We start from the raw sequence: 23,190 nt of genomic DNA on the forward strand, positions 1-23,190 counted from the left end.
CAAGCTGACCTGGTTAGGCCAGTCATTTAACAAACAAGGTGATCAAAGAATGAATTTAGCAGCAATCGACATTGGCGGCAGCACAATCAAGTTCGCGACCTGGGAAGACGGCCGCTTGCAAAAAGTGCACGCTCTGCCAACCCCGGACAATCTGGAAGACTTCTACAGCCTTTTGGGCGGAGAAGTGGCCAAGATCAAGGCGGAAAGCGCCGTGACCGGGGTAGCCATCTCCTCACCAGGTGCCGTGAACAAGCAAAGCGGGGTCATTGAAGGGGCCAGCGCTCTGCCTTACATCCATAATTTCCAGATCGTGCCGAAATTGGAAGAAATCTTCGGCCTGCCAGTAAGCATCGAAAATGACGCCAACTGCGCGGCCCTGGCTGAACTGGCTGACGGTGCCGGCAAAAACAATTCCTCCCTGGCCTTTATGGTCATCGGTACCGGCGTCGGCGGGGCCATCATCTTCAATCGGCAGATCTGGCATGGAGCCCACCTTTACGGGGGCGAGTTCGGCTACCAGACCACGGCTGAAGCCGGTATGACCTTGAGCCAGGCCGCTTCCCCGGTCCAAATGGCTGAACGTTACAGTGAGGCCAGCGGCCATGAAGCTTCCGGCAAGGAAGTCTACGACCTGGCCAAGGCCGGCGATCCTCTGGCTCTTAAGGAAAGAACCCGGTCGATCAAGGCTTTGGCAGCTGCTATTTTCAACCTGCAGCACGGCTTTGACCCGGAAAAGATCATCATCGGCGGGGCGATTTCCAACAACCCTGACCTGCTGGGCCTTTTGAATGAAGAAATTGAACGAATCCGCCAAGAGGTGGGCATTGCCACCGTCAAGCCGGACCTGGCCGTGTGTGAATACCGCGGTGAAGCCAACTTGCGCGGCTGCGTATATGATTTTGAACAAGAACATGGAGAAGAATAATGCTGAAGTTTCCAGATGATTTTGCCTGGGGGGCTGCCTGCTCAGGCCCGCAGACTGAAGGCCGCTTTAACAAGCGTCACCGTAACGTTTTTGACTATTGGTACGACACTGACCCGCAAGCTTTTTACAATGGGGTCGGGCCGGACACGGCGTCCAACTTTTACAATGACTACAAGAAGGACCTGCCTTTGATGAAGGAAGCCGGCATCAAGCACCTGCGGACTTCAATCCAGTGGTCCCGCTTGATCGCTGACTTTGAGACGGGCGAAGTTGACCCGGACGGGGCCAAGTTCTACAGCGACCTGATCGACTGCATGCTGGAAAACGGCATTGAACCTTACATGAACCTCTGCCACTTCGACATGCCTTATGAACTGCAAAAGAAGTACGGCGGCTGGGAAGACAAGCACGTCGGCGACTTGTTCGCCAAGTTTGCTGACAAGTGCTTCGAGCTCTACGGCGACCGGGTCAAGCACTGGTTCACCTTCAACGAGCCTAAGGTTATCGTTGACGGGGCTTACCTGTACAAGTTCCACTACCCGCTCAAAGTTGACGGCCCGCTGGCTGTCCAGGTAACTTACAACATCAACCTGGCTTCCGCCAAGGCTATTCAAAAGTTCCACACCCGCTTCAATGACGACGAGCACACGGTTGGGATCATCTTGAACCTGACCCCAGCTTACCCAAGATCAAACGAGCCAGCTGACCTGGAAGCAGCGGAATTTGCCAACCTTTGGTGCGTTGACCTTTGGCTTGAGGCCGCCATCAAGGGGACCTTCCCGGAAAAAATCGTCAAGATCCTGGCTGATGATGGCGTTCTCTGGGATGCTACTCAAGAAGAACTGGACTTGATCAAGGAAAGCACGATCGACCTGCTGGGCGTCAACTACTACCAGCCAATGCGGGTTCAAGCACCAGCCATCTCTCCAAAGAGCCTGCAAGACTGGATGCCGGACATCCACTTCGACAACTACGAGATGCCAGGCCGGATCATGAACGTCGACAAGGGCTGGGAAATCTACCCGAAGGCCCTCTACGACATCTCCGTCAACCTGCGTGAAAACTATGATAACTTCCCGTGGTTTGTTTCAGAAAACGGCATGGGTGTTTCCAGAGAAGAACGCTTCCTGGACGACAAGGGTGAAGTCCAAGACGACTACCGGATCAACTTTATCCGCGACCACTTGAAGTGGCTCCACAAGGGGATCAGCGAAGGCAGCAACTGCAAGGGCTACTTCCTCTGGACTGCCATTGACAACTGGTCCTGGATGAACGCCTACCGGAACCGCTACGGCTTGATCCGCGACGACATCCACACCCAAAAGAAGACTTTGAAGAAGTCCGCTTACTGGTACCGGAAGCTGAGCGATACTAACGAACTCGACGCTGATTAAGAAAGCGGTCGACAAGCCTTGCCGGAAAGGTTTACAATGGAAGCTGTAAAGAAAAAACATGTTTTTTAAGGAGAAGCAAAACAAATGGCAGAACCATTATTTTTGGAACCAGTTTTTCATGAAAAAATTTGGGGCGGCACTGGCTTAAAAGACGAATTTGGCTACCAGATTCCCAGTGACCACACCGGTGAAGCTTGGGCAATTTCCGCCCACCCGCACGGCCCGGCGACCATCAAGAACGGCCCTTACAAGGGGATGAAGCTGAATGAGCTTTGGGACCAGCACCGGGAACTTTTTGGCAATGCCAAAGGGGATGTCTTCCCGCTTCTGACCAAGATTTTGGATGCCAACCAAGACCTGTCCGTGCAAGTGCACCCGGACAATGAATACGCCAGAATCCACGAAGGGGAATTGGGCAAGACTGAATCCTGGTACGTGATCAAGGCCAAGCCAGGCGCTAAGCTCTACTACGGCCACAATGCCCAGACCCGGGAAGAATTCGCCGAAATGGTGAAAAACGGGGAATGGAAGAAGCTCTTGCGGACCGTTCCGGTGCACGAAGGTGACTTCTTCTACGTGCCGCATGGCATGGTGCACGCTGTCGGCAGCGGCATCATGGTTTTGGAAACCCAGCAGTCCAGCGACACCACCTACCGGATGTACGACTTTGACCGGGTGGACAAGAAGACCGGCAAGCTGCGGGAACTTCACCTGCAGCAGTCAATCGACACGGTGCAAGTGCCGTTTGAGATGCCAAAGCTCAACCATGAAGAATGGGATGTTGGCGACGTTCACGTGACCCAGTTCGTTATGGCGGAATACTTCGGCGTCTTCAAGCTGGATGTTCACGGCAAGGGCGACTTTGAGATCAAGGACGGCAAGTACCGCTTGCTGTCAGTTTTGGACGGAGCTTGCGACTTGACGGTCGACGGGCAGACTTACCCGCTGAAAAAAGGTGATCATCTGATTTTGCCAACGACGATTTCCTGTTATACTTTAGATGGTCAAGCTACGATTATCGCTTCCAAACCAGGCGATGAAGCTTAAAAGACAAAATCGAAAGTTAACAGAAGCATAGGTGAGAACATGACAGATACTTTTGTAGGCAGCATTGAAGCCGGCGGCACCAAGTTCATCTTAGGCGTGCAAAACGTGGAAACTGGGGAAACGACGGCAACCAAGCGGGTGCCAACCACGACTCCGGCGGAAACTTTGGCAGCCTGCCGGGACTTCTTCAAGGAGAACCCAGTCAAGGCCATCGGGATCGGCTCTTTTGGCCCGATCGACATCGACCCGAAGTCAGAGACTTTTGGCTACATTTCCAAGACCCCAAAGCCAGGCTGGTCAAATACTGAACTGAAGGGCTACTTTGAAAAGGAACTGGGCGTGCCAGCCGTTTTGACGACTGACGTCAACGCTTCCTGCTACGGGGAATACATTGCCCGCGGCCGGGATGATGAAAAGACCTACCTTTACATCACCATCGGGACTGGCGTTGGGGCCGGTGCCATCCAGCAAGGCCACTTCATCGGCTACACCAACCACTCAGAAATGGGCCATATGCGCATTCCTAAGCGGGCGGACGACAAGTATGAAGGCGGTTGTCCTTTCCACCACGACGCCTGTGGGGAAGGCCTGACGGCTGGTCCGACCATCAAGGGCAGAACCGGGATTCCTGGTGAAGACCTGGACCGCAGCCACCCAGTCTTTGACTTGATTTCCTACTACGTGGCGGAGATGCTCTACAACATCTACCTGACCATCCGGCCAGACGTCATGGTTGTCGGCGGGTCAGTTTTGAACGAAGGCGACATGCCAACGGTCAGAAAGTACTTCGCGGAAATGAACAACGACTACGTTGCCTTGCCGGACTTGGACGAACTGATCGTGCGGCCAATCGTTGCCAACAACGGTTCAGCTACCCTGGGCTGCTTTGAAATGGCCAAGGACCTGCTTAAGTAAAAAGCGGAAAAACAAGATAATAGCACTAAAAAACCAGCTCAAGCGAAAGCTTGGGCTGGTTTTGTTATGGATTGAATTTTATTTCAGTTCCCCGTTTTCCAGGGTCAAGGTTCGGTCATAGACTAAGCCGGGGATGTCATCGTGGCTGGCAACGACGACGGACTTGCCTTCAGCTTTCAGCCGCTCAAGCAGGTCGACAAACTGCTTGACCCCTTTCTTGTCGATGCCCCGGGTTGGTTCGTCCAAAAGAATGATGTTTTGGTCTTCCATGATAGCCTGGATGATGCCGACCTTCTGCCGCATGCCGATGGAGTATTTGCCAACGGCTTGCCGGCTGTCTGGGTCCAGGTCAAAGTCGGTGAGCAGCTTTTTGACCTTGTCTTCCTGGAACTTGTGGTGGACATTGGCCAAGAAACGCAGGTTGGCCCAGGCGGTTTCATATTCCAAAAAGCCCGGGTTTTCGATCAAGGCCCCGATCACGTCGCCGGAGTCCAGGCTGACCGTGCCGCTGTCGGCCTTAAGCAGACCAGTGATGATCTTGAATAAAGTTGACTTGCCGGATCCGTTGACCCCGACGATGTGGATCAATTCGCCCGGCTTGACAGTTAAAGAAACGTCTTTTAGGACGTCGACGTCTTTGAATTTTTTGCTGACATGAGTAACCTGTAACATTTTTCCTCCAAAAGCAAAAATCAGAAGTAGATATAGTGAGTGGCCCGGTATAAGGGGTCAAAGATAATACTGTACTTGGACAAAAGGGTGGACTGCTCCAGATTGTAGTGATAGAGCATGATCACGGCAATGGCGATGATGAAGATCAGCCAGGGGTGGCTGACTCTTAAGCTCAAAATCATGAAAAGGACACACAGGGTAAAGCAGAGCAGGTGCAAGAAGAGGAGCAGACTGCCCAAGGCCGGACTGCCCCATCTGAAGTAGTGGCGAACGCCCAGCAGGTAGGGGATGGCCAAGCCAACCGTCATGACCAGGATGTCCAGCAGGATCAGCTGGAGCAGCTTCTTTACCAGTCCAGTTTCAGCCTGGCGGATGCCAAGAAAGACAGCGATGGGGCGGACTTTAAGGATCTGGCTGAAAATGATCAAGAGGACAAAGGTCTGCAGATATAGGGAAAGCAGGTTGTTGTATAAGAAGAAGTAGACAATATCTCTTTCCTTTATAGCGTGCAGTGTATAGATGCTGGCAGCAGCAGACAGGATGAAGATCAAGGCCAGGCTAAGTTCGCGGAAGCGTTTAGTTTGTGGCAGAAGCTCGAGGTCAATATCAGCCATTTTGCACCTTCTTCAGATACCAGAATCTGATTAGGCCGGCAGCTATCAGCAGGCAAGTGGCCAGGGTCAAGAAGTAAAGACCATAGACATTGACGGGCTGGTGAGCATTTACGAATGATAACAGGCCTGGAGACATGATATTTGGCAGGAAAAACATATCTGACAAGATCAACAAAGGCCATCCCATAGCAACAAAAACCGTTGGCAACAAGATGCATAGTAGCATGATGATTGATCCACTTATCAGATACAGGCTGTTTTTCTTGATCCAAAGGCCCACTGCGAGGATAAGCAGAGAGAAGCTGCCCCAGCCGATGGCAGACATTGAGACATACAGAATTAAAGCTAGCAAGCTGTTCTGTGAAAGAGAAACGCTGGATTTGTCCCAAAGGTAAAAACTAGGATTTTGGTAGACAAAAGGACTGTAAAAGAGACTGATGATGATCATCTGATAGACGTTGATCAGAATAGCCAGACCAAAGCCAGTGACAAAGGCTCTTAGGCAGGCAGTTTTAAGATAGCCGTGATAGCCCGACCGCTGCTGGTAGTTTGAAAACGAATTGTTGTTTTTGGTAAAGACGGCGAGCGTTGATCCTATTACAGGTATCAGTGAAAATCCAAATAGGTATAAATAAAAGGGATCGTCTAATACGCCGCCAAACTGAATACCGAAAAACATATACAGAAAATTATCAGGATCAAAACGGACAATCTTATTTTGATTGATTTGGTAAAAAAGCTGGCCAGTTATCAATAACAGATAAAGACAAACCAGAGAGATAGCGATTTTTCTTGAACGACTCAATTTTTTGATTCCTTCCAAAAATAAAAGGGAGGCTGAGCGCCTCCCGTGCATTACTTGTAATCGGAACTAAAGTGCAACTTTACTCTGGTCGTACTTAGCTCATAACTTTGAGAACGAACGTCTGCGTAATAGTAATAGTTCTTTTTCCCGGAGTTGTTGCCTGCCCGTGTCGTTTGATTTAATTTCAATGGCACAGTGTTAGATCTAGTCGCGGCGTTGCTGTTGATCAAATGAACTTTATAACCAAAGGTAGCTGGCAAGGCATCTCCATTAAATGATGCATAATTAGAATTGGTCATTTTCTTGTTGGGACTGCCATAAGAGCTCCAGCGGCCATGGTCACTGACAGTTTCTTCACTGATAGTCCAGTAAGGCTTTCCAGAGGCTGAAACAACAGTAACGCCTAATGCAAAAATGGTGGTTAAAGGAACTAAAATTTTTACTAAAAGCTTATTCATTTCGAATATCCTTCCCTTTCATACAATTTGATGTTTTTTATGATAGCAATGTGAAAACGGTGTGTCAATAGAAATTTGACTTTTTCTTGACGATTTTGAAAAAAATGCAAAAAGACCAACCCAAGATGTCTTGAGTTGGTCTTTTAAAGAGTGTTATTTCAGTTCCCCGTTTTCCAGGGTCAAGGTCCGGTCATAGACTAGGCCGGGGATGTCATCGTGGCTGGCAACGACGACGGACTTGCCTTCAGTTTTCAGCCGCTCAAGCAGGTCGACAAACTGCTTGACCCCTTTTTTGTCGATGCCCCGGGTTGGTTCGTCCAAAAGAATGATGTTTTGGTCTTCCATGATGGCCTGGATGATGCCAACTTTCTGCCGCATGCCAATAGAGTATTTGCCAACGGCTTGCCGGCTGTCTGGGTCCAGGTCAAAGTCGGTGAGCAGCTTTCTGACCTTGTCTTCCTGGAACTTATGGTGGACATTGGCCAAGAAACGCAGATTGGCCCAGGCGGTTTCATATTCCAGAAAGCCCGGGTTTTCGATCAAGGCCCCGATCACATCGCCGGAGTCCAGACTGACCGTGCCGCTGTCGGCCTTAAGCAGTCCAGTGATGATCTTGAATAAAGTTGACTTGCCAGACCCGTTGACCCCAACGATGTGGATCAATTCGCCCGGCTTGACAGTTAAAGAAACATCTTTGAGAACGTCGGCGTCTTTAAATTTCTTGCTGACATGAGTAACCTGTAACATTTTTCCTCCAAAAGCAAAAATCAGAAGTAGATATAGTGAGTGGCCCGGTATAAGGGGTCAAAGATAATACTGTACTTGGACAAAAGGGTGGACTGCTCCAGATTGTAGTGATAGAGCATGATCACGGCAATGGCGATGATGAAGATCAGCCAGGGGTGGCTGACTCTTAAGCTCAAAATCATGAAAAGGACACACAGGGTAAAGCAGAGCAGGTGCAAGAAGAGGAGCAGACTGCCCAAGGCCGGACTGCCCCATCTGAAGTAGTGGCGAACGCCCAGCAGGTAGGGGATGGCCAAGCCAACCGTCATGACCAGGATGTCCAGCAGGATCAGCTGGAGCAGCTTCTTTACCAGTCCAGTTTCAGCCTGGCGGATGCCAAGAAAGACAGCGATGGGGCGGACTTTAAGGATCTGGCTGAAAATGATCAAGAGGACAAAGGTCTGCAGATATAGGGAAAGCAGGTTGTTGTATAAGAAGAAGTAGACAATATCTCTTTCCTTTATAGCGTGCAGTGTATAGATGCTGGCAGCAGCAGACAGGATGAAGATCAAGGCCAGGCTAAGTTCGCGGAAGCGTTTAGTTTGTGGCAGAAGCTCGAGGTCAATATCAGCCATTTTGCACCTTCTTCAGATACCAAAATCTGATTAGACCGGCAACTATCAGCAGGCAGGTGGCCAGGGTCAGGAAGTAAAGACCGTAGACATTGACAGGTTGGTGAGCATTCACGAATGATAACAGGCCTGGAGACATGATATTTGGCAGGAAGAACATATCTGACAAGATCAACAAAGGACCACTGTTGGCAGTTATAAGTGTAGGAGTTAAGATACAGATCAACATAATAATAGTACCGCTTACCAGATACAGGCTGTTTTTCTTGATCCAAAGGCCAACTGCAAGGATAAGTAAGGAAAAACTGCCCCAGCCGATGGCAGACATGAAAACGTATAAAACCAGTGCTACCAAGCTGTTCTGTGAAAGAGAAACGCCACCGGAATTGTCCCAAAGGAAAAAACTGGGATTTTGGTAGACAAAAGGACTGTAAAAGAGGCTGATAATAATCATCTGATAGATATTGATCAGAATAGCCAAACCAAAGCCAGTGCCAAAGGCTCTTAGGCAGGCAGTTTTAAGATAGCCGTGATAGCCCGACCGCTGCTGGTAATTTGAAAACGAATTATTGTTTTTGGTAAAGACGGCGAGCGCTGATCCTATTACAGGTATCAATGAAAATTCAAGTAGGTATAGAGAGAAGGCATCGTCTAACACGCCGCCAAACTGAATACCGAAAAACATATAAAGAAAATGATCGGGATCAAAACGTAACATCTTGTTTTGACCGATTTCATAAAAGATCTGCCAGGTTACCAATATTAGATAAAGGCAAACCAGAGAGATGGCGATTTTCCTTGAACGACTCAATTTATTACTCCTTCAAAAACAAAAGAGGGGCTGAACACCCCTCTTACATTATTTGTAGTCCGCGCTGAAGTGCAGCTTTACTCTGGTCGTATTTGGCTCATACTTTTTAGAGCGAACATCGGCGTAATAGTGGTAGCCCTTCTTACCAGAGTTATTATTGGCTCTTGTCGTATGATTCAGTTCCAATGGAACTGTACCAGATCTTGTGGCTGCCTTGTTATTGATCAAGTGGACGTAATAGCCAAAGCTTGCGGGTTGCGCATCACCGTTGAATGACGCGTAATTGGAGTTAGTCATCTTCTTGTTGGAACTACCGTAGGAGCTCCAACGACCATGATCGCTAACGGTTTCTGAACTGATTGTCCAATATGCTTTGCCTGAGGCAGAAACAACAGTAACGCCCAATACAAAGACAGTGGCTAAAGGAACTAAGACTTTGAGTAAAAGCTTACTCAATCAAAACATCTTCTTTCTTAAAACCAACTCAATGTTAGCACGGTTGAATATTTTGTCAACCTTTATTGCGTTTTTTGTGACTTTTTTGAATTTTCAGCGAATAAAAAGACCAACCCAAGATGTCTTGAGTTGGTCATACTTTATTCTTGATAATGTTCCGACGTAACGATATACACGAACGAGCTCTTTTCTTGACTGGCCAGCCAGCGCATTCTGATCTTGAATTCCAAGCCGCCGCTTTCATAACTGGCCGAAATTGCCCGGTCCTTCCCCTGGCAGCGGTCCATCTGCTCTAACAGGAATTTATCCACGGCCGGCAGCTTAGCAAGAGTCTCAGCCGAAACAGCTTGCCCGTTCTCTGCTATTGCCAGCAAACGTTTCAAGGCGTGGTTGAAGTAAAGGTAGCTTATGTTATCCCCGTCTTTTTCAATGATGGCCATCGGCACGTCGATATTTTCACCCAGGCTGGAATTCTGTTCTGCCAGGCTGTGGGTCGGGTTGGACAAAACGTTGACCCGGTCGATCTGGCTGTAGTAGTCGCTTAAGCTGATATCTTCAAGCTGGTCGCCAGCTTTGCCCAGGAACTGCCGCAATTCCTCCGGCTCCATGGAAGCCGCGAAGAGATAGCCCTGTTGGTACTGGCAGCCGATCTCCTTGAGGAAATCTGACTGGCTCCGGTTCTCGATCCCCTCGCATAAAGTCTCGATCCCCAGCCGTTTGGCCATGTCGACGATTTCTGAAATGATGATCTTGCTCTGGGAGTTTGCGGTAAAGTTTTCCAAAAAGCCCATGTCGATCTTCAGCAGGTCAAAGTCAAAGTCCTTCAAGTTGTTCATGCTGGAGTAGCCGCTGCCAAAGTCGTCCATCCAAATCTCATAGCCCAAATCATGCAGCTGGGCGATGATCTCCTTCAGCTGGTCCGGGGCACTGGCAATGACTGATTCCAAAACTTCAATCTTCAGATACTTGCTTGGAACCTGGTACTGGGTCCTGATTTTCTCGATTTCCGCGACAATATCACAGGAGTTGAAGTCAACTGGTGAGATGTTGACGGAAATCACCGGGATCGGCAGGCCCATCCGCTGGCAGCTCTGCTGCAATTGGCAGACCTGGCGGAAAATCTCCAGATCCAGCAGGTGGATTTGCCGGGTCTCTTCCAGAATTCCAATGAACTGGTCGGGCGGAATTGCCCCCCGCTGACGGTCATTCCACCGGGCCAGGGCCTCAAAGCTGCGGATCTGCCCGGTCAAGCTGCGGATGACTGGCTGGAAGAAGGGCTTGATGTCGCCATTTTCCAAGGCCTGCTTGAAGTTGATCAAGACGAAGTCCCGGCTGTCGTAAACTGCCTGAACTTCCGGCCCATAAACGCAGTAGACCCGCTGGCGGTCAGACCCGATCAGGCGCATGGCCCGCCGGGCCCGGTCGACCGTGGCAATGACGTCTTCTTTGCCATCTTTGGTCTGGTAGATCCCGGCCTTGATCCCAATCGAATCAATAGCCGTTACCTTTTTGGAGATGTCCCGGATCTTTTGCTTGGCCTCAGTCAAGGGCGTGCAAGTTAAAAGGACGAAGTTGTCTTCCGTGTAGCGGACTAAGATGTCATCTTCCTGGTCAAAAAAGTCCCGCAAAACCCGGGAAACTGTCCGGAGCAGGTCGTCGCCGCCTTGGTAGCCAAAGCGGTCGTTGTAGCTGTGCATGCCGGAAATGTTGAACAGGATAACCAGGGGATGCTGGTCTTTTTTTGCCAGCTTCTTAAGGAAGTTTCCCGCGAAATTATGGAAGTAGTTGGCATTTGGCAGGCCGGTGATTTCGTCGGTAAAGAAGTTGGCTGCCCGGTCCCCGGTCTTCATGGCCTGCTTCTCAGCGTACATCTTGCTGTCAGCCTGTTTCAAGAGGTCAGCCAGGGGAGTTTTTTCTTTAGGCAGGTGGATGTAGCCGGTAGCTACTTGCGGGGCGGATTGCAGCTTGTCGACCTGACTGTAGTAGCTGATCCTTTCTCTGGTCAGCTGCACCAGCTTGTCAGCCTGCTTGTCGTCAGTGACCGTAATGACCGCTAAAAATTCGTCGCCCCCGTAACGGCAGACGATCCCGTCATTGCCAGTCTGCAGGACGTCGTCCAGGGCCTGGCCGATGGCCCGGATGGCATGGTCGCCTTCCACGTGCCCGTAGACGTCGTTGACTGATTTAAGTCCGTTCATGTCAATCATGAACAGGTAGTACTGGTCACTTGTACCCTGCTTCCAGATATCGTCGATGTATTCCCTGAGGTTTTCTCGGTTTCTCAAGCCCGTCAGACTGTCGATAGTTGCTTCCTTAATAGAGGAGTTCAGCTGGTAAAGGAAGTTGAAGGTGAAATAAAAAGTTACCGCGTAAGAGTAAAGGGGCAGGGCCGTGGACAGCATGACTTCGATGAAGCCGAAGACCGTCATCAGAACTGGATAGAAGGTCAAGACCAGGTAGTAGTGGCCCAGGCCGTTTTTCCGGTTGATTATGGCATTATAAGCCGTAATCACAAAGACGAAGGCAGAATAACTGATCGGCAGGAAAAGGAAAAGGCCTGAGAAAAATGGCGTAAAAGCATTGATATTATTGGTAGAGAACATCAGCTGGGGCGCGAAAATAGCGCAGATCAAGTCCACGGCTGAGATCGCGATCGGCAGGGCCAGTACGAACCGGCTTTGCCTTTTGTCAGTGGTCAAGGGCAGCTCAATCTTGTAAGCCACGAACATCAAGGTGGTATAGCTGAGGATGTTCAGAGTGATCGACAAACAAAGACTGGTAAAATTGACCAGAAATTGGTTGCTGGGCAGGATATGGTTCATCAACAGGGTCCGGGTTCCGTCTAAAAAGAGGTAAGCGGCCTGAATGCCCAAACTGATATTGAACCAGTGATGTTGGCGGTTGTGGCGCTTGATCTGCAGAGATGATCTTAACAGCAATAAGATCATAATAACGCAGAAATATTCCGAGACCGCGTAGGCAAACGCTCGAGTAATTTGCATGGCTTGCTCCCTATAAAATATGATATGTTCCTTAATTAATATAATAACTCATTTGCCTTAACAAAAGGGACTGGAGGGTTCAAAACAATTGATTAAAAAATTAGATGTTAGCGCTTTTAATTCACGCGCGAATATGTTATATTTTTAACTTGGAATGGATAGTCTTAATTCTTCATAATATAAGTATTATCCACAGTTAATCAGGATGTTTTAAATACAGGAAAAGGAAAATGGGAGAAGTCGAAGAGGCACTTAAGCGGCAGCTGGCTGGCCGGGTTTGGTCAGCCGGCTTGCGCCGCCAGCTGGAAAGCAAGGATATTTGTTTAAGCGATTTGCTGCTGGACAAGCAAAGACTGAACGTGATCAAGTCAGCTGACGTCCCTTTAATCCGCCAGGCCCTGGACGAATTGCAACAGAATTTCCGCGAGGCAGTCAAGCAGGTTCTGCAAACTGAAATAGGAGCTACTTCTGACGCGGACCGGCTGGCCTGGCTGCTCCTGCAGCTTTTTGCCAAGAAAAGGAAAAGAGTCCGGGACCTGACGGTTGACCAGCTGGCTCTCCTGCAGACTGAGGAAGCTGAGAAATACGTCTTTTTTCATGGGCCGCGGATCTATTTCCGCAACAACGCCTGCTTTTCGACTAATATTTTCCCGGCAGACCTGGTCCACATCAGTGAACTTGCCGGCCTAAAAAAGCAGCCAGCAGCTTTTTCCTGCCTGCTGCAGGGCGAAGAAGTGGACGGGGAAGAACTCAGAAGCTGGTTTGACCTCTTTGGCCCCTTGTATGAAGAAAAGTACTTCGGCAAACACTACGGCCCGGGCGTGGAACTGGCGGGTTTTCAAATCTCTAGCGGGAGAAAAGATCCCCGGATCTATTATGTCCTGCGCTACCTGCTCAAGGATAAAGAGCCAGAGTCAAAAGCAAAAAGTCTGGCTGCAATTCCTTTAAAGACGATTCTAAGGCGGAATTTAATCTGCCATGAGGCCTTCAAATGATGACGGTCTACAGCCGGGAGTACTACCAGGCAGGATTAGCCGAAGGAAAAATCGAGGCCAAGAAGCTGGACAGCTACCGGCTGGGGCCGGACTTTGTTATGGCTTATGACCTGGGCCCGGCTGCCCCTTACCGGACCTTGCTGGTCGACCGGAAGCAGGGGGAGATCGTCTTAAAAGCAACGACCAAGACCCTGCTGGCCCACTTCGTCAACGAAGACCTGCCTGGCGGCTATCCCTTGCAGGAAAAGCTCTACCAGCTCCTGGAGATCCGGGAGCAGCACGTGATTTCAGCGGGGCACGGGGCGCTTTTTTCTCCGGAATCCTTTCACGCCGGCTTGGTCGATCTAATCGCCCTGCAGCGGATGCGGGGGATGGAAGCCTGCCAAGGCGGGATGCTCATGACCGATTTGGCCGGGGTCAACTGCTATTTCTTTCAGCTGAAGCGCGGCTATGCCAACGCCAGCCGGCAAGTGGAAGAAGCAGTTGAGCACAATGCCCTCTACTGCAGCCTTTTTCATGGTCTGGCTGGTCAAGTAGGCTGCCCGGTCTGCCGGCAAGGTGACTGGAACCTGCTCTACGGACCCAGCTACCAGCAGGCGGTTGAGGCAGAACTGGCCGGCAAGCTTCCGTCTTTAAGGCAGCTTTTGAGTGAGATCCGGGCAGAAAAGGCAGAGGCTTTTAAAAAGGTCCTGCTGGATGAACTCGGCCTGCCTGTTTTGCCAGCTGATTTAGACTATGCCTTAAAGCAGGCAGAGAAAAAGTTCTTGTTCAGAATATAACGAAAAGCCCCCGCGCTCGCGGGGGCTTTGCTTTGCTTCCTTATAATAATTCAGACTAACTGCCGGCGGAGTTTCTCCAGGGCCTGCTTCTTGATCCGGCTGGCCGTCCGGTAGGGGATGTTCATCAAGTCGGCCGTTTCCTTAAGGCTGCGCCCAGCGAGGAGGTTCTGGCCTAAAAGCAGCTTTTCGCTAGTCGACAGTTTCTTCCAGGCTTCCTTAAGAAGCAGATTGTGCTGGTCGGCCTGGCCAACAAAGGCGGCGGCCAGCAGCGGTTCATCGTGGTCTCTTTGCCGCTTTCTCTGCCGGAGCAGGTCAAGGACCCGCCAGTAGACCTTGCGGAAGGCCAATTTGTCTGCTTCTTCCCGCGGCTGGTCAGCCATTTCCCGCAGGCATTGGGCGTAGACGATCAAGCCTTCTTGAAAAAGATCCTCGTAATCGGCACATTTCCGGTAGACATGGGCCGTTTTCAAGGCTCCGGCAACTAATTTCCGGTTTTCCCAGGCTTGGTCCATTGCTTGATTGATTTGCATGTTCATTTTTTCGCACTCCTTAATTTTTTCTTGCTCGGCGCCTTGCAAGTATTAGCTTAGGATCTTTGCCAAAGGAGTGCTGACCGGAAGCGAGGGGGCAAAAAGCCCGTTTTTCCGCCCTTTACACTTTGAAGAAAATGTAAGAACGGCTGTTTAAGGGCAAGTTTAGGGGCTGAATCCAGGTAAAAAATAAAACTTTTCCTAGGAGAAAAGCAAGAAAGTCGTCATAGATCATTCATACTTCCCCCGTATCATTTAAGCCATAGATCAAGAGATCTTGATCTATGATTCCATACCTTTTTTTATTCTTTCCAAGACAAGCAAACCCGCGGCCTCCGGGCCGCATCTATATCTATTTTTTTACGCGAAAAAGCGCTGGACGTCGCGGTCCAGCGCTTTTTTCTCTTGTGTTCAGTATTCTTCTTATTAAGCCTTTAGCTGAATTAGAAAGTCAGCTTCAAGAAGTACTTGACGAACAGGGCAGCCAGAACGGCACCGGCAAATGGCGCGGTACCTGGCACGATCAAGCCGTATTGCCAGTCGTTGTTGGCCTTGTTCTTGATTGGCAGGATTTGGTAAGCCAGACGTGGCCCCAAGTCCCGGGCTTGGTTCATGGCGAAGCCAGTAGTACCGCCCAGGCCCATACCGATCGCCCAAACCAGCAGACCAACCAGAAGTGGAGTCCAGCCGAGCTTTTCAAACTTGGCAACGATGGCCAGGATACCGCTCAAGAAGATGGTAGTGGCGATCATTTCGACCATCCAGTTCCGTGGCAGGTTGCGCAGGTTAGGGTTGGTGGAGAAGATGTTCCGGGTAGCCACGCCGTCGATGGTGTCTTCGGAAGCCTTGAAGTGGTCAGCATACATGAAGTAAGCCAGAAGAGCCCCGGCAAAGGCACCGGCGAATTCAGCCAGAGTGTAAGGGATGAAGCTGGACCATGGGATCAGACCCAGGATAGCCTGGCAGAGAGCCATGGCTGGGTTCATGCAGACGCCGCCGAAGATGAAGAGGCAGGCAGTGATCCCGAATGACCAGGTCGTAATGGCGAAAATGTGGCCTGAGCCGTGGTACTTGGTCTTGTTCAAAACGTCATCGCAGTGCACGCCAACACCGAAAAGAATCATGAGCCCGGTAGACAGGAACTCATTTAACAAGTTGTGCATCAAAATTCTGTTCTCCTTGCAGTAGATAATTTTTAAGGTACATAACAGCTAATAATTATATACCTATAGCCGGCAAAAAGATATAGGGAATCGTGATTTTTTGAACATGAATGCGCTTTTTTAGCTAGATTTAACAAACTTTCTAGGGAAAAGTAAGTGAATTGTTCACGAATCCGGGCCAACTGCTGAAAAACAAAAGTGCTTCGGCTTTTTGCCTATGGAAATTTCACTGAAGGGAAGAATTAGCATCATAGTTTGTTCAAATTTACTGTGTACTATAAGAATCGTAGACGAGCTGAAAGAACTTGTCTATAACTCATATTTCTTATATTTTTCTTTCCCTGATATACACAACATACATATACACTACCTAAGAAGCAGCTAGCCATAAGCAGCTGCTTTTTTGGTGTACAGGGATATTTTTTGTTTTCATAAGTCCAAAATGGCTGTTATGGCTTTTTCGTAATATATATGCGTAAAGTTTTTGAAAAAGGACATTAAAAGATGTTAAAAAGGCTTGCACGTGAAAATGAAAATGATTATCCTAGAATTAGTGAAAGTTGTACCAGTTAGTAGTGGACTGGGTCAAGAGTGTATAATCCAGGCCATTTTTTGGAAATGAAAGGGAAAGAAAGAGAGATGCAAGAAGACAATAATAAACGCAAGCTTGAATACCAAGCTTTTTTGCCCTACGCCGCCCTGCTTTTGCTAGCGGCGTATTTCTGTTACCGGCAGATGCGGACGGGGAACGTCATCATCGGGTCGGACACGATTTTCCATTACAACCGCTTCTATGAAGCTGCTGAGCAGATCAAGCACGGCAACTTCAACTGGTTCATGACCATGTATGGTTTCAGCCATTCTGGCCGGGTGATCAACGCCCTGTACGGGCCGCTTTTTGCTTATGCCAATGGCTTGCTCTTATTGCTTGTTAAAAGCTGGTACCGGTATCAGCTGGTCAGCTCCTTTATCGTCTACGCGGTTGGGGGAACCGGCATGTACTGGGCCCTGCGCCGCTTTGACAGCCGGCGGTCAGTTGCCACGCTTTTGGCCGCGTTTTACATGACGATCGGCTGGCTGCCCCGCTGGCAGGAAGGGACCAACTTCTCCGGCATTGGGGCGGCGATGATGCCTTACGCCATCTTGGTGGCCGCGGACATGATTCTGGACAAGGAAAAGCCAATTCACTGGGTCAAGCTGGGCCTTTTGATGGCTATCGCCTTGGAAGTGCACCTGCTGACGGCCGTGATGTACGTGGCCCTCTTGCTTCCAGCCTGGCTTTATGCCATGGTCCAAAACAAGTGGTCCCGCCAGCTTTGGCTGGAGACTTTTAAAGCAGTCGGTCTTGCTGTCTTGCTGTCTTTGAACACCCTGGCCCCGCTTCTCTGGATATCCAAGACCAATAAGCTGGCCGCCCCGTCGACGATGGACATGATGGATCAGTCCTTGCATCTCAGACACATTTATATCAGACACAATCCTTTAAACATCGTCAATTACAGCATGCGGGGCAGCCTGCCTTACTGGCTGGCCTACATCTTTATTGGCCAGCTGGTCTATGCCCTTTGGCGGCGGAAGGAAAACCGGCTCAACTGCTGGGTCAGCCTCTATGGCTGCTTCTGGCTGCTGGTCTCCTCCCGGATGCTGCCTTGGGGCCATATTTCCAACCGCTTGCCGGTCCTGGCCCGCTTCCTCCAGTTCCCGTCCCGCTTTATCTGCCTGGCTTATCCTTTGATTTTGCTGGGGATAGGGATGTCGGCGGAAATCATGCTAAAGAAGTCCAAGCACTTCGCCTGGCTGATCTACGGGCTGGCTGGCCTGTCTCTGGTCATCAGCGTGAACAGCCTGGTCTACTACATGAATGTCGATGCTTGGAATGGCTATTTGACCAATGTCGGTCACAATGCCATCACCAATTTTGGCCATGAAGTCACTGATCCGGGCAAGCACAAGATCAAAAAGACCAAGAAGGGCTTGATTGCCTTGACTCCCGCCCGCAAAGAAGCCATGCGGCAGGCTAACGCGGCCACGCACTCTAAAAACCTGCATAAGTTTTTGACCTTGACCAAAAAGCCAATCGCCGACTACCTGCCAGTTTACAAATTTGACCCTAAGCCGGTCATTACCGGCTGGTCAGATGCTTATAAGAACAAGCAATATTGGCAAGAGCAGACCGACAAGGCGGCCAGTTCCTACAACAAGACGGTTTTGAACCACAAGGTCAGAAAGCCGCTCAAGATCAAGGCCGTCAAGGGCGGAAGAATCAAGCTGACCTGGAAGAGCAAGGGGAAAAAGAAGCGGCTGCCAGTCGTGACTTATGCTCAGTCCAAGCTGACGGTCAACGGCAAAGTTTTGCATAAGTATGAAAGAAGCCGGATCGGCGCTCCCTTGGTGGCCAGCCAAAAGGGCAAGAACGTGGCCTATCTGGAATTCGTGACTCCTTTCTGGATGAAGCTGCTTTTGGCAATTTCCCTGCTTTCCTGGCCTGGCTTTATTTGTGCCGGCTTAGGGGTTAAACTTAGAGATAAGAGACAAGAAAGGGAAGGAAGATCTGAAAAAGAATGAAAAAGATTTCAATTATCGTGCCTTGCTACAACGAAGAAGCGGCTTTGCCCCTTTTTTATCCTGTAGCTCATGAGGCGCTGGAAAAACTGCCCGACGACTACGAGCTGATTTTTGTCAATGACGGGTCCAAGGACAAGACTTTGGACATTCTGCGCGACCTGGCCGCTAAGGATCCCCATGTCTTTTACATTTCATTTTCAAGAAACTTCGGCAAAGAATCCGCTATGTACGCGGGCTTTGTCAACGCCAGCGGGGACTACGTGGCTGTGATGGACGCCGACTTGCAGGATCCGCCGGCCCTTTTGCCGGAAATGATCAAGATTCTGGACTCCGGTGAATACGACAGCGTGGCCACCAGACGGGAGGACCGGAAGGGTGAGCCGCCGATCAGAAGCTGGTTTGCCCGCAAGTTCTACCAGATCATCAACAAGATCTCTGACGCTGATGTGGTCGACGGGGCCCGGGACTTCCGCTTGATGAAGCGGGATATGGTCGACGCGATCGTGGAAATGAGTGAGTACAACCGCTTCTCCAAGGGGATTTTTGGCTGGGTCGGCTTCAAGACCTACTGGCTCCCTTATGAAAACGTGGAAAGAGTGGCCGGGGAAAGCAAGTGGAATTTTTGGAAGCTGTTCAAGTACGCCATTGACGGGATTATCAACTTCTCTCTGGTGCCGCTGAACCTGTCTTCTTGGATGGGCTTCCTCATGACCGGGGTGTCCTTTATCATGCTGATCGTAATTGTTCTGCGCAAGTTGATCAAGGGCGACCCGGTAGCCGGCTGGGCCTCCTTGATCTGCGTGGTGATCTTTATCGGGGGTCTGGTCATGCTCAGCCTCGGCGTGATGGGTCAGTACCTGGCCAAGATTTACATGGAAAGCAAGCACCGGCCCCACTACATTTCCAGTGAATCAAATATTAAAGATGTTAAAAAGATCGACTAAGGTCGGTCTTTTATTTTTGCCTGTTTTTTAAAGTTATAATTCCATAGCAATTATTCTTTGGGATAAAAAGACCTTTCAGTGTTATTGTTATAACTTTTGTGTCATAATTAGTAACACTGAAAATAAGGAGCAGTTAATGAGCAGCAAGTACAAAATGCGCCGTGGGGATTACATCTTTTTAACGACCGTCTTTATCGGCTTGATTCTGGTGCTTTCTTCCATGGGAAAGTGGAGCTACCAGCAATTTAAGAGTACAGAGGAAAACCGGGCTCTGCAGACAGCTGAACTGGTGGGCAGGTCTTTTTCTCCAGCTCTGGAACAGGCTGAAGACTTTAGCCGGGAATTAGCACAGACGACTATTGATGACAATGGTCAGGTGACCAATTTTGCCAAAAGAAGCCGGGAAATATTGGCAACAGGTTATGTACAGGGCAGCTATCTGGTTACCGTGCAAGGGAACTGGCAGGCCAACCCCGGGCTGACGAATGAACTTAAGCAAGCTTATCAGCGGTTCAGCCGCGGACATTGCCGGGCATATGCCGTGAGCAAGAAGAAAACCATCATGCAGGGACCCGTCACCCTCAAGGGCGGAGAAAGCGGGATGATTTTTTACCGGCCGTTTTTCGTCAAAGGACAGCTGTGGGGCTTCGCGGTCGTAGCGGTCAATGCCAAGCAGCTGCTAAAGGCCAGTTTAGGCAATTTGAAGCATGGGGACTACAACTACCGCCTCTTGAGAAGTCCGGTTGACAGCAAGAAGTACAGTCTGATGTCCAGATCAAAGGCAGCTGTCGTCAGTCCAGTGGCCTACAGCTTCAAGCCCAGCAGTTCAAGTGGCAGCTGGAAGATCTACGTTTCACCAAAAGGCGGTTGGACTTATGAGCAAAGAAGCAGCCGGGTGATGGTCTTATTCAGTTTGCTGGCGCTTGGGATCTTTTGCCTGGCGGTAGCCTTGGTCAGGCACCAGGCCCGCACGAGGCTGTTAAAAGAAGAAGCGACCGTTGACCCCCTGACCCAGATCAACAACCGCCTGGGCTTCAATGAGCAGCTGAAGCGCAGCTTAAAGGGGCAGGAAGGTGGCAAGTTTACCCTGGTCATGGTTGACGTCGACGACTTCAAGCTTTTCAACGACTTATACGGCCACCAGATCGGGGATGAAGTCTTGAAGCAGGTGGCCAGAGGGCTGCAAGAGGCTGTGGGAAGCCGCGGCGTGGTGGGCCGGACTGGCGGGGACGAATTCATGCTGGCCTTGCTGGGGCTGGACGCGGATGACTGCCAGACGGTGATCCAGCGGATTCTGACGGCCGACCATCAGATCACTTATTTTGGCCACAAAGTCAAGTACAGCTTGTCGATCGGCTACGCGGACAGCCCGCGGCAGGGGAAGAAGCTGGAAGGCTTGATCAGCCGGGCTGACGAGGCTCTCTATGAGGTCAAATTGAGCGGCAAGAGCGGGGCCCAGTACTATTCCGGGGAAACCAGCAAGCCCCTTAGATCCCAGCTGGGCTTCACCCTGCATGACATCGCGGCCAATATTCCTACTGCTCTGATGATCTACAAGCCGGAAAATGGCCATATTCTTTTCGTCAATCAAGGAACCCTGCGCCTTTTAGGCTATGACAATCTGTGGGACTTTTTTGGCCGGGTGAACACCCAAGCCGGACATGTCGTGGCTCCGCGGGACATGGATTTGGTCGAGGTTTGGCTGAAGAAATTTACGGCTGAAGCTGAGATTGGCGATATCCATAAGCTGAACTATCACGTCATCAGTCAGAGCGGGCAGGAAATTGCCGTCAAGTCCAACTTCAGCATGGTCGACAATCCCCATTACGGGAAGCTGGTCTACCAAACGCTGACAACGGCTTGAGGAGAGTAGGAGAAAACGATGCAAACAATGGTTGGCCGTGTCTCTCAAAAGGGACAAGTTGTTATTCCGGCTTCAATTCGAAAGGAATTGAACTTGACCAAAGGTAGTGAAGTCACCTTTGAGATTCAAGATGATAAAATCATGATTAAAAAGCTGCCAAGTGCTTTAGATTGGGCCGATTTGATCGATCAAATTCCAGAAGAAGGCGTTGACTTTGACGAAAATGGCCATTATGATCCTAAGAACTCACCAGAGTTTTATGACTGGATGGTTAATGGCTAATGCGTCCAATGAAAGTGTAAATCTGTTTGAATTTATTCAGAAAAATCAGAAGAAATAGTCAAAAGGACATCCTGGCGGATGTCCTTTTTTGCGTGCTCTTTTACTTTTCTTCCTGGCTGGTAAACTGGGCGAAGTATTTGTCCAGGTAGACCTTGTAGCTGACGGTCATGATGACGTTGCGGAGCATGGTCTTGTATTCCCCGTGCTCGTGGCCGATGTCGGCCAGTTCGCCTTTAAAACCGAAGACGTAGGCCAGGACGTTTTCCAGCTCATCAACCATGTAGTTGTAGGCCGTCTCGGTGTCGTAGCTGGACCGTTGCAGCTTTAAGGCTTCGCGCAGGTCAGCCAGAGAGAGGACGTTTTTAGAAATGGCAATGAAAGTCAGCTCGGCAATCTGCTGGCGGCTGTAGAGCTTCTTTTTAGGCGAGGCAATCAAGTCGTGCTTGACATAGTTGCTGACCATGGAACTGGTCAGGTGGACGTTTTCCAAGGGGGCCAGGGCCTCATTGATATAGGTCGCGGTCTGCTCCAGGTACAGGCCCATCTGGGGCAAGTCTTGGTAGCGGGGCAGGTGCAGGCCGGCCAGGGAACGGGCAATTTTTTCCATAAAAACCTCCTGTCAGCTGATACAAAAGATACAGGCAAAATGAAATTCAATCATCCACATTATAGCAAATCGGCTTAGCGGTTTTCAAAAAACTTGACATAGGGACTTTCCTGCTATAGACTTAAGCAAAAGTTTTTAAGAAACCGATGACGAGGATTATAAAATATGACGATTAAGATAGTGACTGATTCCGGGGCCAACATGACGGCGGGGAATTTGGGCGGCTGCCAGTTGGAAGTAGCGGCCTTGAGCTTGATTCAAGGGGACAAGACCTGGGCGGACGACGCCAGCTTTGACCAGGTGGAATTCAATGAAAGGGCTAAAAGCGGGATCGCGGCTTCTTCAGCCTGTCCTAGTATCGCTGCCTGGCTGGATGCTTACGCCGGGGGCAGTGAAATCTATGTTTTGACCATCTCTTCAGTCTTGTCCGGCAGCTACAATTCTGCTGTCCAGGCGGCAAAGATCTACCAAGAAGAGCATCCAAACGTCTTGATTCACGTTTTTGACAGCAAAAGCGCGGGTCCGGCCCAGTTTTTGGCGGCAGAAAAGATCGCGGAACTGAAAGAAAAAGGGATGCAGTTTCCTAACCTGGTAGAGACCGTGAGCGACTACCTGGAAAACCATATCCGCCTCTTTTTCGCCTTAAAGTCGATGACCAACTTAGCCAATAACGGCCGGGTCAGTCCGGCAGTAGCCAAGATTGCCGGCCTTTTGAAAATATGGATCTACGGCTGGGCAGAGGAAGGCGAAATCAAGCCTTTGGGCAAGGCCAGAGGGGAGAAGAAGACCCTGGCTGCCCTGCTGAAAACTTTGGAAGAGAAAGGCTATACGGGCGGCCGGGTCAAGATTGACCACGCTGACAACTTCGACAGCGCGGCTGAGCTCCACGACCAGATCAGAAAAAAGCATCCAGAGGCCAAGGTTGACCTGGGCAACTGCCATGCTCTATGCAGCTTCTACGCTGAAGAGGGCGGGCTGATGATTGGGATTGAAATTTAGCAAGT

Annotated in this window: 23 protein-coding genes; 11 read left to right on the top strand and 12 right to left on the bottom strand. The window is 50.0% G+C overall.

Annotation, left to right across the window (positions count from 1 at the left end):
- Positions 1 to 49 precede the first annotated feature (49 nt).
- The 4 genes from ACYVUT_RS00300 (at position 50) to ACYVUT_RS00315 (ending at position 4,281) form a co-directional block, all read left to right on the top strand.
- Complete coding sequence (locus ACYVUT_RS00300; protein WP_484499335.1) at positions 50 to 925, top strand: ROK family protein; 876 nt, start codon at positions 50 to 52, stop codon at positions 923 to 925.
- On the top strand, positions 925 to 2,319 hold the full coding sequence (locus tag ACYVUT_RS00305; RefSeq protein WP_484499334.1) for a glycoside hydrolase family 1 protein: 1,395 nt from the start codon (positions 925 to 927) through the stop codon (positions 2,317 to 2,319). Before ACYVUT_RS00300 ends, ACYVUT_RS00305 begins: the two co-directional genes overlap by 1 nt.
- 84 nt (positions 2,320 to 2,403) lie before the next feature.
- On the top strand, positions 2,404 to 3,366 hold the full coding sequence (gene manA / locus ACYVUT_RS00310) for a mannose-6-phosphate isomerase, class I (protein ID WP_484499333.1): 963 nt from the start codon (positions 2,404 to 2,406) through the stop codon (positions 3,364 to 3,366).
- A 39-nt stretch (positions 3,367 to 3,405) separates the two neighbouring features.
- Positions 3,406 to 4,281, top strand: a complete 876-nt coding sequence (locus ACYVUT_RS00315; RefSeq protein WP_484499332.1) for an ROK family protein — start codon at positions 3,406 to 3,408, stop codon at positions 4,279 to 4,281.
- Positions 4,282 to 4,359: 78 nt separating this feature from the next.
- Here the strand turns inward: ACYVUT_RS00315 and ACYVUT_RS00320 are convergent, their stop codons facing one another.
- The 9 genes from ACYVUT_RS00320 to ACYVUT_RS00360 form a co-directional block, all read right to left on the bottom strand.
- Positions 4,360 to 4,953 carry an ABC transporter ATP-binding protein gene (locus ACYVUT_RS00320; protein WP_484501326.1) on the bottom strand — a complete coding sequence of 198 codons (594 nt, stop codon included), beginning with the start codon at positions 4,951 to 4,953 and terminating at the stop codon, positions 4,360 to 4,362.
- 20 nt (positions 4,954 to 4,973) lie between these two features.
- The gene (locus ACYVUT_RS00325; protein ID WP_484499327.1) at positions 4,974 to 5,567 is read right to left on the bottom strand and encodes a hypothetical protein; all 594 of its coding nucleotides are present in this window, start codon (positions 5,565 to 5,567) and stop codon (positions 4,974 to 4,976) included.
- Positions 5,560 to 6,390, bottom strand: coding sequence for a hypothetical protein (locus ACYVUT_RS00330; protein ID WP_484499611.1), 831 nt, complete (start codon positions 6,388 to 6,390; stop codon positions 5,560 to 5,562). Before ACYVUT_RS00330 ends, ACYVUT_RS00325 begins: the two co-directional genes overlap by 8 nt.
- A gap of 32 nt (positions 6,391 to 6,422) precedes the next feature.
- Complete coding sequence (locus ACYVUT_RS00335; RefSeq protein WP_484499329.1) at positions 6,423 to 6,830, bottom strand: choline-binding protein; 408 nt, start codon at positions 6,828 to 6,830, stop codon at positions 6,423 to 6,425.
- A gap of 153 nt (positions 6,831 to 6,983) precedes the next feature.
- Positions 6,984 to 7,577: an ABC transporter ATP-binding protein gene (locus tag ACYVUT_RS00340; RefSeq protein WP_484499328.1), complete on the bottom strand. Its 594-nt coding sequence runs from the start codon at positions 7,575 to 7,577 to the stop codon at positions 6,984 to 6,986.
- A 20-nt stretch (positions 7,578 to 7,597) separates the two neighbouring features.
- Positions 7,598 to 8,191 (bottom strand): hypothetical protein, encoded by a 594-nt coding sequence (locus ACYVUT_RS00345; RefSeq protein ID WP_484499327.1) that lies wholly within the window; start codon positions 8,189 to 8,191, stop codon positions 7,598 to 7,600.
- Positions 8,184 to 8,999 carry a hypothetical protein gene (locus ACYVUT_RS00350; RefSeq protein WP_484499326.1) on the bottom strand — a complete coding sequence of 272 codons (816 nt, stop codon included), beginning with the start codon at positions 8,997 to 8,999 and terminating at the stop codon, positions 8,184 to 8,186. Before ACYVUT_RS00350 ends, ACYVUT_RS00345 begins: the two co-directional genes overlap by 8 nt.
- Before the next feature lie 48 nt (positions 9,000 to 9,047).
- Positions 9,048 to 9,455, bottom strand: coding sequence for a choline-binding protein (locus tag ACYVUT_RS00355; RefSeq protein ID WP_484501327.1), 408 nt, complete (start codon positions 9,453 to 9,455; stop codon positions 9,048 to 9,050).
- A gap of 140 nt (positions 9,456 to 9,595) precedes the next feature.
- Positions 9,596 to 12,457, bottom strand: coding sequence for a bifunctional diguanylate cyclase/phosphodiesterase (locus tag ACYVUT_RS00360; RefSeq protein WP_484501328.1), 2,862 nt, complete (start codon positions 12,455 to 12,457; stop codon positions 9,596 to 9,598).
- A 230-nt stretch (positions 12,458 to 12,687) separates the two neighbouring features.
- Between ACYVUT_RS00360 and ACYVUT_RS00365 the strand changes: the two genes are divergently transcribed.
- Positions 12,688 to 13,452 carry a hypothetical protein gene (locus ACYVUT_RS00365; protein ID WP_484501329.1) on the top strand — a complete coding sequence of 255 codons (765 nt, stop codon included), beginning with the start codon at positions 12,688 to 12,690 and terminating at the stop codon, positions 13,450 to 13,452.
- A complete protein-coding gene (locus ACYVUT_RS00370; protein ID WP_484501330.1) occupies positions 13,449 to 14,231 on the top strand; it encodes a hypothetical protein in 783 nt (260 codons plus the stop codon). Before ACYVUT_RS00365 ends, ACYVUT_RS00370 begins: the two co-directional genes overlap by 4 nt.
- A gap of 50 nt (positions 14,232 to 14,281) precedes the next feature.
- Here ACYVUT_RS00370 and ACYVUT_RS00375 read toward each other — a convergent pair whose 3' ends face one another.
- Both ACYVUT_RS00375 and larD read right to left on the bottom strand, forming a co-directional pair.
- On the bottom strand, positions 14,282 to 14,767 hold the full coding sequence (locus ACYVUT_RS00375; protein ID WP_439775250.1) for a sigma-70 family RNA polymerase sigma factor: 486 nt from the start codon (positions 14,765 to 14,767) through the stop codon (positions 14,282 to 14,284).
- 437 nt (positions 14,768 to 15,204) lie between these two features.
- The gene (gene larD, locus ACYVUT_RS00380; protein WP_439775249.1) at positions 15,205 to 15,927 is read right to left on the bottom strand and encodes a D/L-lactic acid transporter LarD; all 723 of its coding nucleotides are present in this window, start codon (positions 15,925 to 15,927) and stop codon (positions 15,205 to 15,207) included.
- 636 nt (positions 15,928 to 16,563) lie between these two features.
- On the opposite strand from larD, the gene ACYVUT_RS00385 reads away from it, so the two are divergent.
- From ACYVUT_RS00385 to ACYVUT_RS00400, 4 genes are all read left to right on the top strand, one after another.
- Positions 16,564 to 18,489, top strand: a complete 1,926-nt coding sequence (locus ACYVUT_RS00385; RefSeq protein ID WP_484501331.1) for a hypothetical protein — start codon at positions 16,564 to 16,566, stop codon at positions 18,487 to 18,489.
- The gene (locus tag ACYVUT_RS00390; RefSeq protein ID WP_484501332.1) at positions 18,486 to 19,433 is read left to right on the top strand and encodes a glycosyltransferase family 2 protein; all 948 of its coding nucleotides are present in this window, start codon (positions 18,486 to 18,488) and stop codon (positions 19,431 to 19,433) included. Before ACYVUT_RS00385 ends, ACYVUT_RS00390 begins: the two co-directional genes overlap by 4 nt.
- 136 nt (positions 19,434 to 19,569) lie before the next feature.
- On the top strand, positions 19,570 to 21,297 hold the full coding sequence (locus ACYVUT_RS00395) for a sensor domain-containing diguanylate cyclase (protein WP_484501333.1): 1,728 nt from the start codon (positions 19,570 to 19,572) through the stop codon (positions 21,295 to 21,297).
- Positions 21,298 to 21,315: 18 nt separating this feature from the next.
- Positions 21,316 to 21,579, top strand: a complete 264-nt coding sequence (locus ACYVUT_RS00400) for an AbrB/MazE/SpoVT family DNA-binding domain-containing protein (RefSeq protein WP_484501334.1) — start codon at positions 21,316 to 21,318, stop codon at positions 21,577 to 21,579.
- A gap of 100 nt (positions 21,580 to 21,679) precedes the next feature.
- Here ACYVUT_RS00400 and ACYVUT_RS00405 read toward each other — a convergent pair whose 3' ends face one another.
- A complete protein-coding gene (locus ACYVUT_RS00405; protein ID WP_484501335.1) occupies positions 21,680 to 22,186 on the bottom strand; it encodes a DUF1836 domain-containing protein in 507 nt (168 codons plus the stop codon).
- A gap of 165 nt (positions 22,187 to 22,351) precedes the next feature.
- Here ACYVUT_RS00405 and ACYVUT_RS00410 point away from each other — a divergent pair, with 165 nt between their 5' ends.
- Positions 22,352 to 23,185, top strand: coding sequence for a DegV family protein (locus ACYVUT_RS00410; protein ID WP_439775243.1), 834 nt, complete (start codon positions 22,352 to 22,354; stop codon positions 23,183 to 23,185).
- The last annotated feature ends 5 nt before the right edge of the window (positions 23,186 to 23,190 follow it).

The sequence above is a fragment of the Lactobacillus sp. WILCCON 0059 genome, assembly GCF_057197985.1.

What these genes read in the sequence shown, in the direction of transcription:
- ACYVUT_RS00385 (WP_484501331.1), top strand. Translation starts at nt 16,564, where the DNA reads ATGCAAGAAGACAATAATAAACGCAAGCTTGAATACCAAGCTTTTTTG.
- ACYVUT_RS00410 (WP_439775243.1), top strand. Translation starts at nt 22,352, where the DNA reads ATGACGATTAAGATAGTGACTGATTCCGGGGCCAACATGACGGCGGGG.
- ACYVUT_RS00345 (WP_484499327.1), bottom strand. Translation starts at nt 8,191, where the DNA reads ATGGCTGATATTGACCTCGAGCTTCTGCCACAAACTAAACGCTTCCGC.
- ACYVUT_RS00395 (WP_484501333.1), top strand. Translation starts at nt 19,570, where the DNA reads ATGAGCAGCAAGTACAAAATGCGCCGTGGGGATTACATCTTTTTAACG.
- ACYVUT_RS00335 (WP_484499329.1), bottom strand. Translation starts at nt 6,830, where the DNA reads ATGAATAAGCTTTTAGTAAAAATTTTAGTTCCTTTAACCACCATTTTT.
- ACYVUT_RS00315 (WP_484499332.1), top strand. Translation starts at nt 3,406, where the DNA reads ATGACAGATACTTTTGTAGGCAGCATTGAAGCCGGCGGCACCAAGTTC.
- ACYVUT_RS00300 (WP_484499335.1), top strand. Translation starts at nt 50, where the DNA reads ATGAATTTAGCAGCAATCGACATTGGCGGCAGCACAATCAAGTTCGCG.
- ACYVUT_RS00370 (WP_484501330.1), top strand. Translation starts at nt 13,449, where the DNA reads ATGATGACGGTCTACAGCCGGGAGTACTACCAGGCAGGATTAGCCGAA.
- ACYVUT_RS00360 (WP_484501328.1), bottom strand. Translation starts at nt 12,457, where the DNA reads ATGCAAATTACTCGAGCGTTTGCCTACGCGGTCTCGGAATATTTCTGC.
- ACYVUT_RS00340 (WP_484499328.1), bottom strand. Translation starts at nt 7,577, where the DNA reads ATGTTACAGGTTACTCATGTCAGCAAGAAATTTAAAGACGCCGACGTT.
- manA (WP_484499333.1), top strand. Translation starts at nt 2,404, where the DNA reads ATGGCAGAACCATTATTTTTGGAACCAGTTTTTCATGAAAAAATTTGG.
- ACYVUT_RS00320 (WP_484501326.1), bottom strand. Translation starts at nt 4,953, where the DNA reads ATGTTACAGGTTACTCATGTCAGCAAAAAATTCAAAGACGTCGACGTC.
- ACYVUT_RS00400 (WP_484501334.1), top strand. Translation starts at nt 21,316, where the DNA reads ATGCAAACAATGGTTGGCCGTGTCTCTCAAAAGGGACAAGTTGTTATT.
- ACYVUT_RS00390 (WP_484501332.1), top strand. Translation starts at nt 18,486, where the DNA reads ATGAAAAAGATTTCAATTATCGTGCCTTGCTACAACGAAGAAGCGGCT.
- ACYVUT_RS00325 (WP_484499327.1), bottom strand. Translation starts at nt 5,567, where the DNA reads ATGGCTGATATTGACCTCGAGCTTCTGCCACAAACTAAACGCTTCCGC.
- ACYVUT_RS00305 (WP_484499334.1), top strand. Translation starts at nt 925, where the DNA reads ATGCTGAAGTTTCCAGATGATTTTGCCTGGGGGGCTGCCTGCTCAGGC.
- ACYVUT_RS00365 (WP_484501329.1), top strand. Translation starts at nt 12,688, where the DNA reads ATGGGAGAAGTCGAAGAGGCACTTAAGCGGCAGCTGGCTGGCCGGGTT.
- ACYVUT_RS00405 (WP_484501335.1), bottom strand. Translation starts at nt 22,186, where the DNA reads ATGGAAAAAATTGCCCGTTCCCTGGCCGGCCTGCACCTGCCCCGCTAC.
- ACYVUT_RS00375 (WP_439775250.1), bottom strand. Translation starts at nt 14,767, where the DNA reads ATGAACATGCAAATCAATCAAGCAATGGACCAAGCCTGGGAAAACCGG.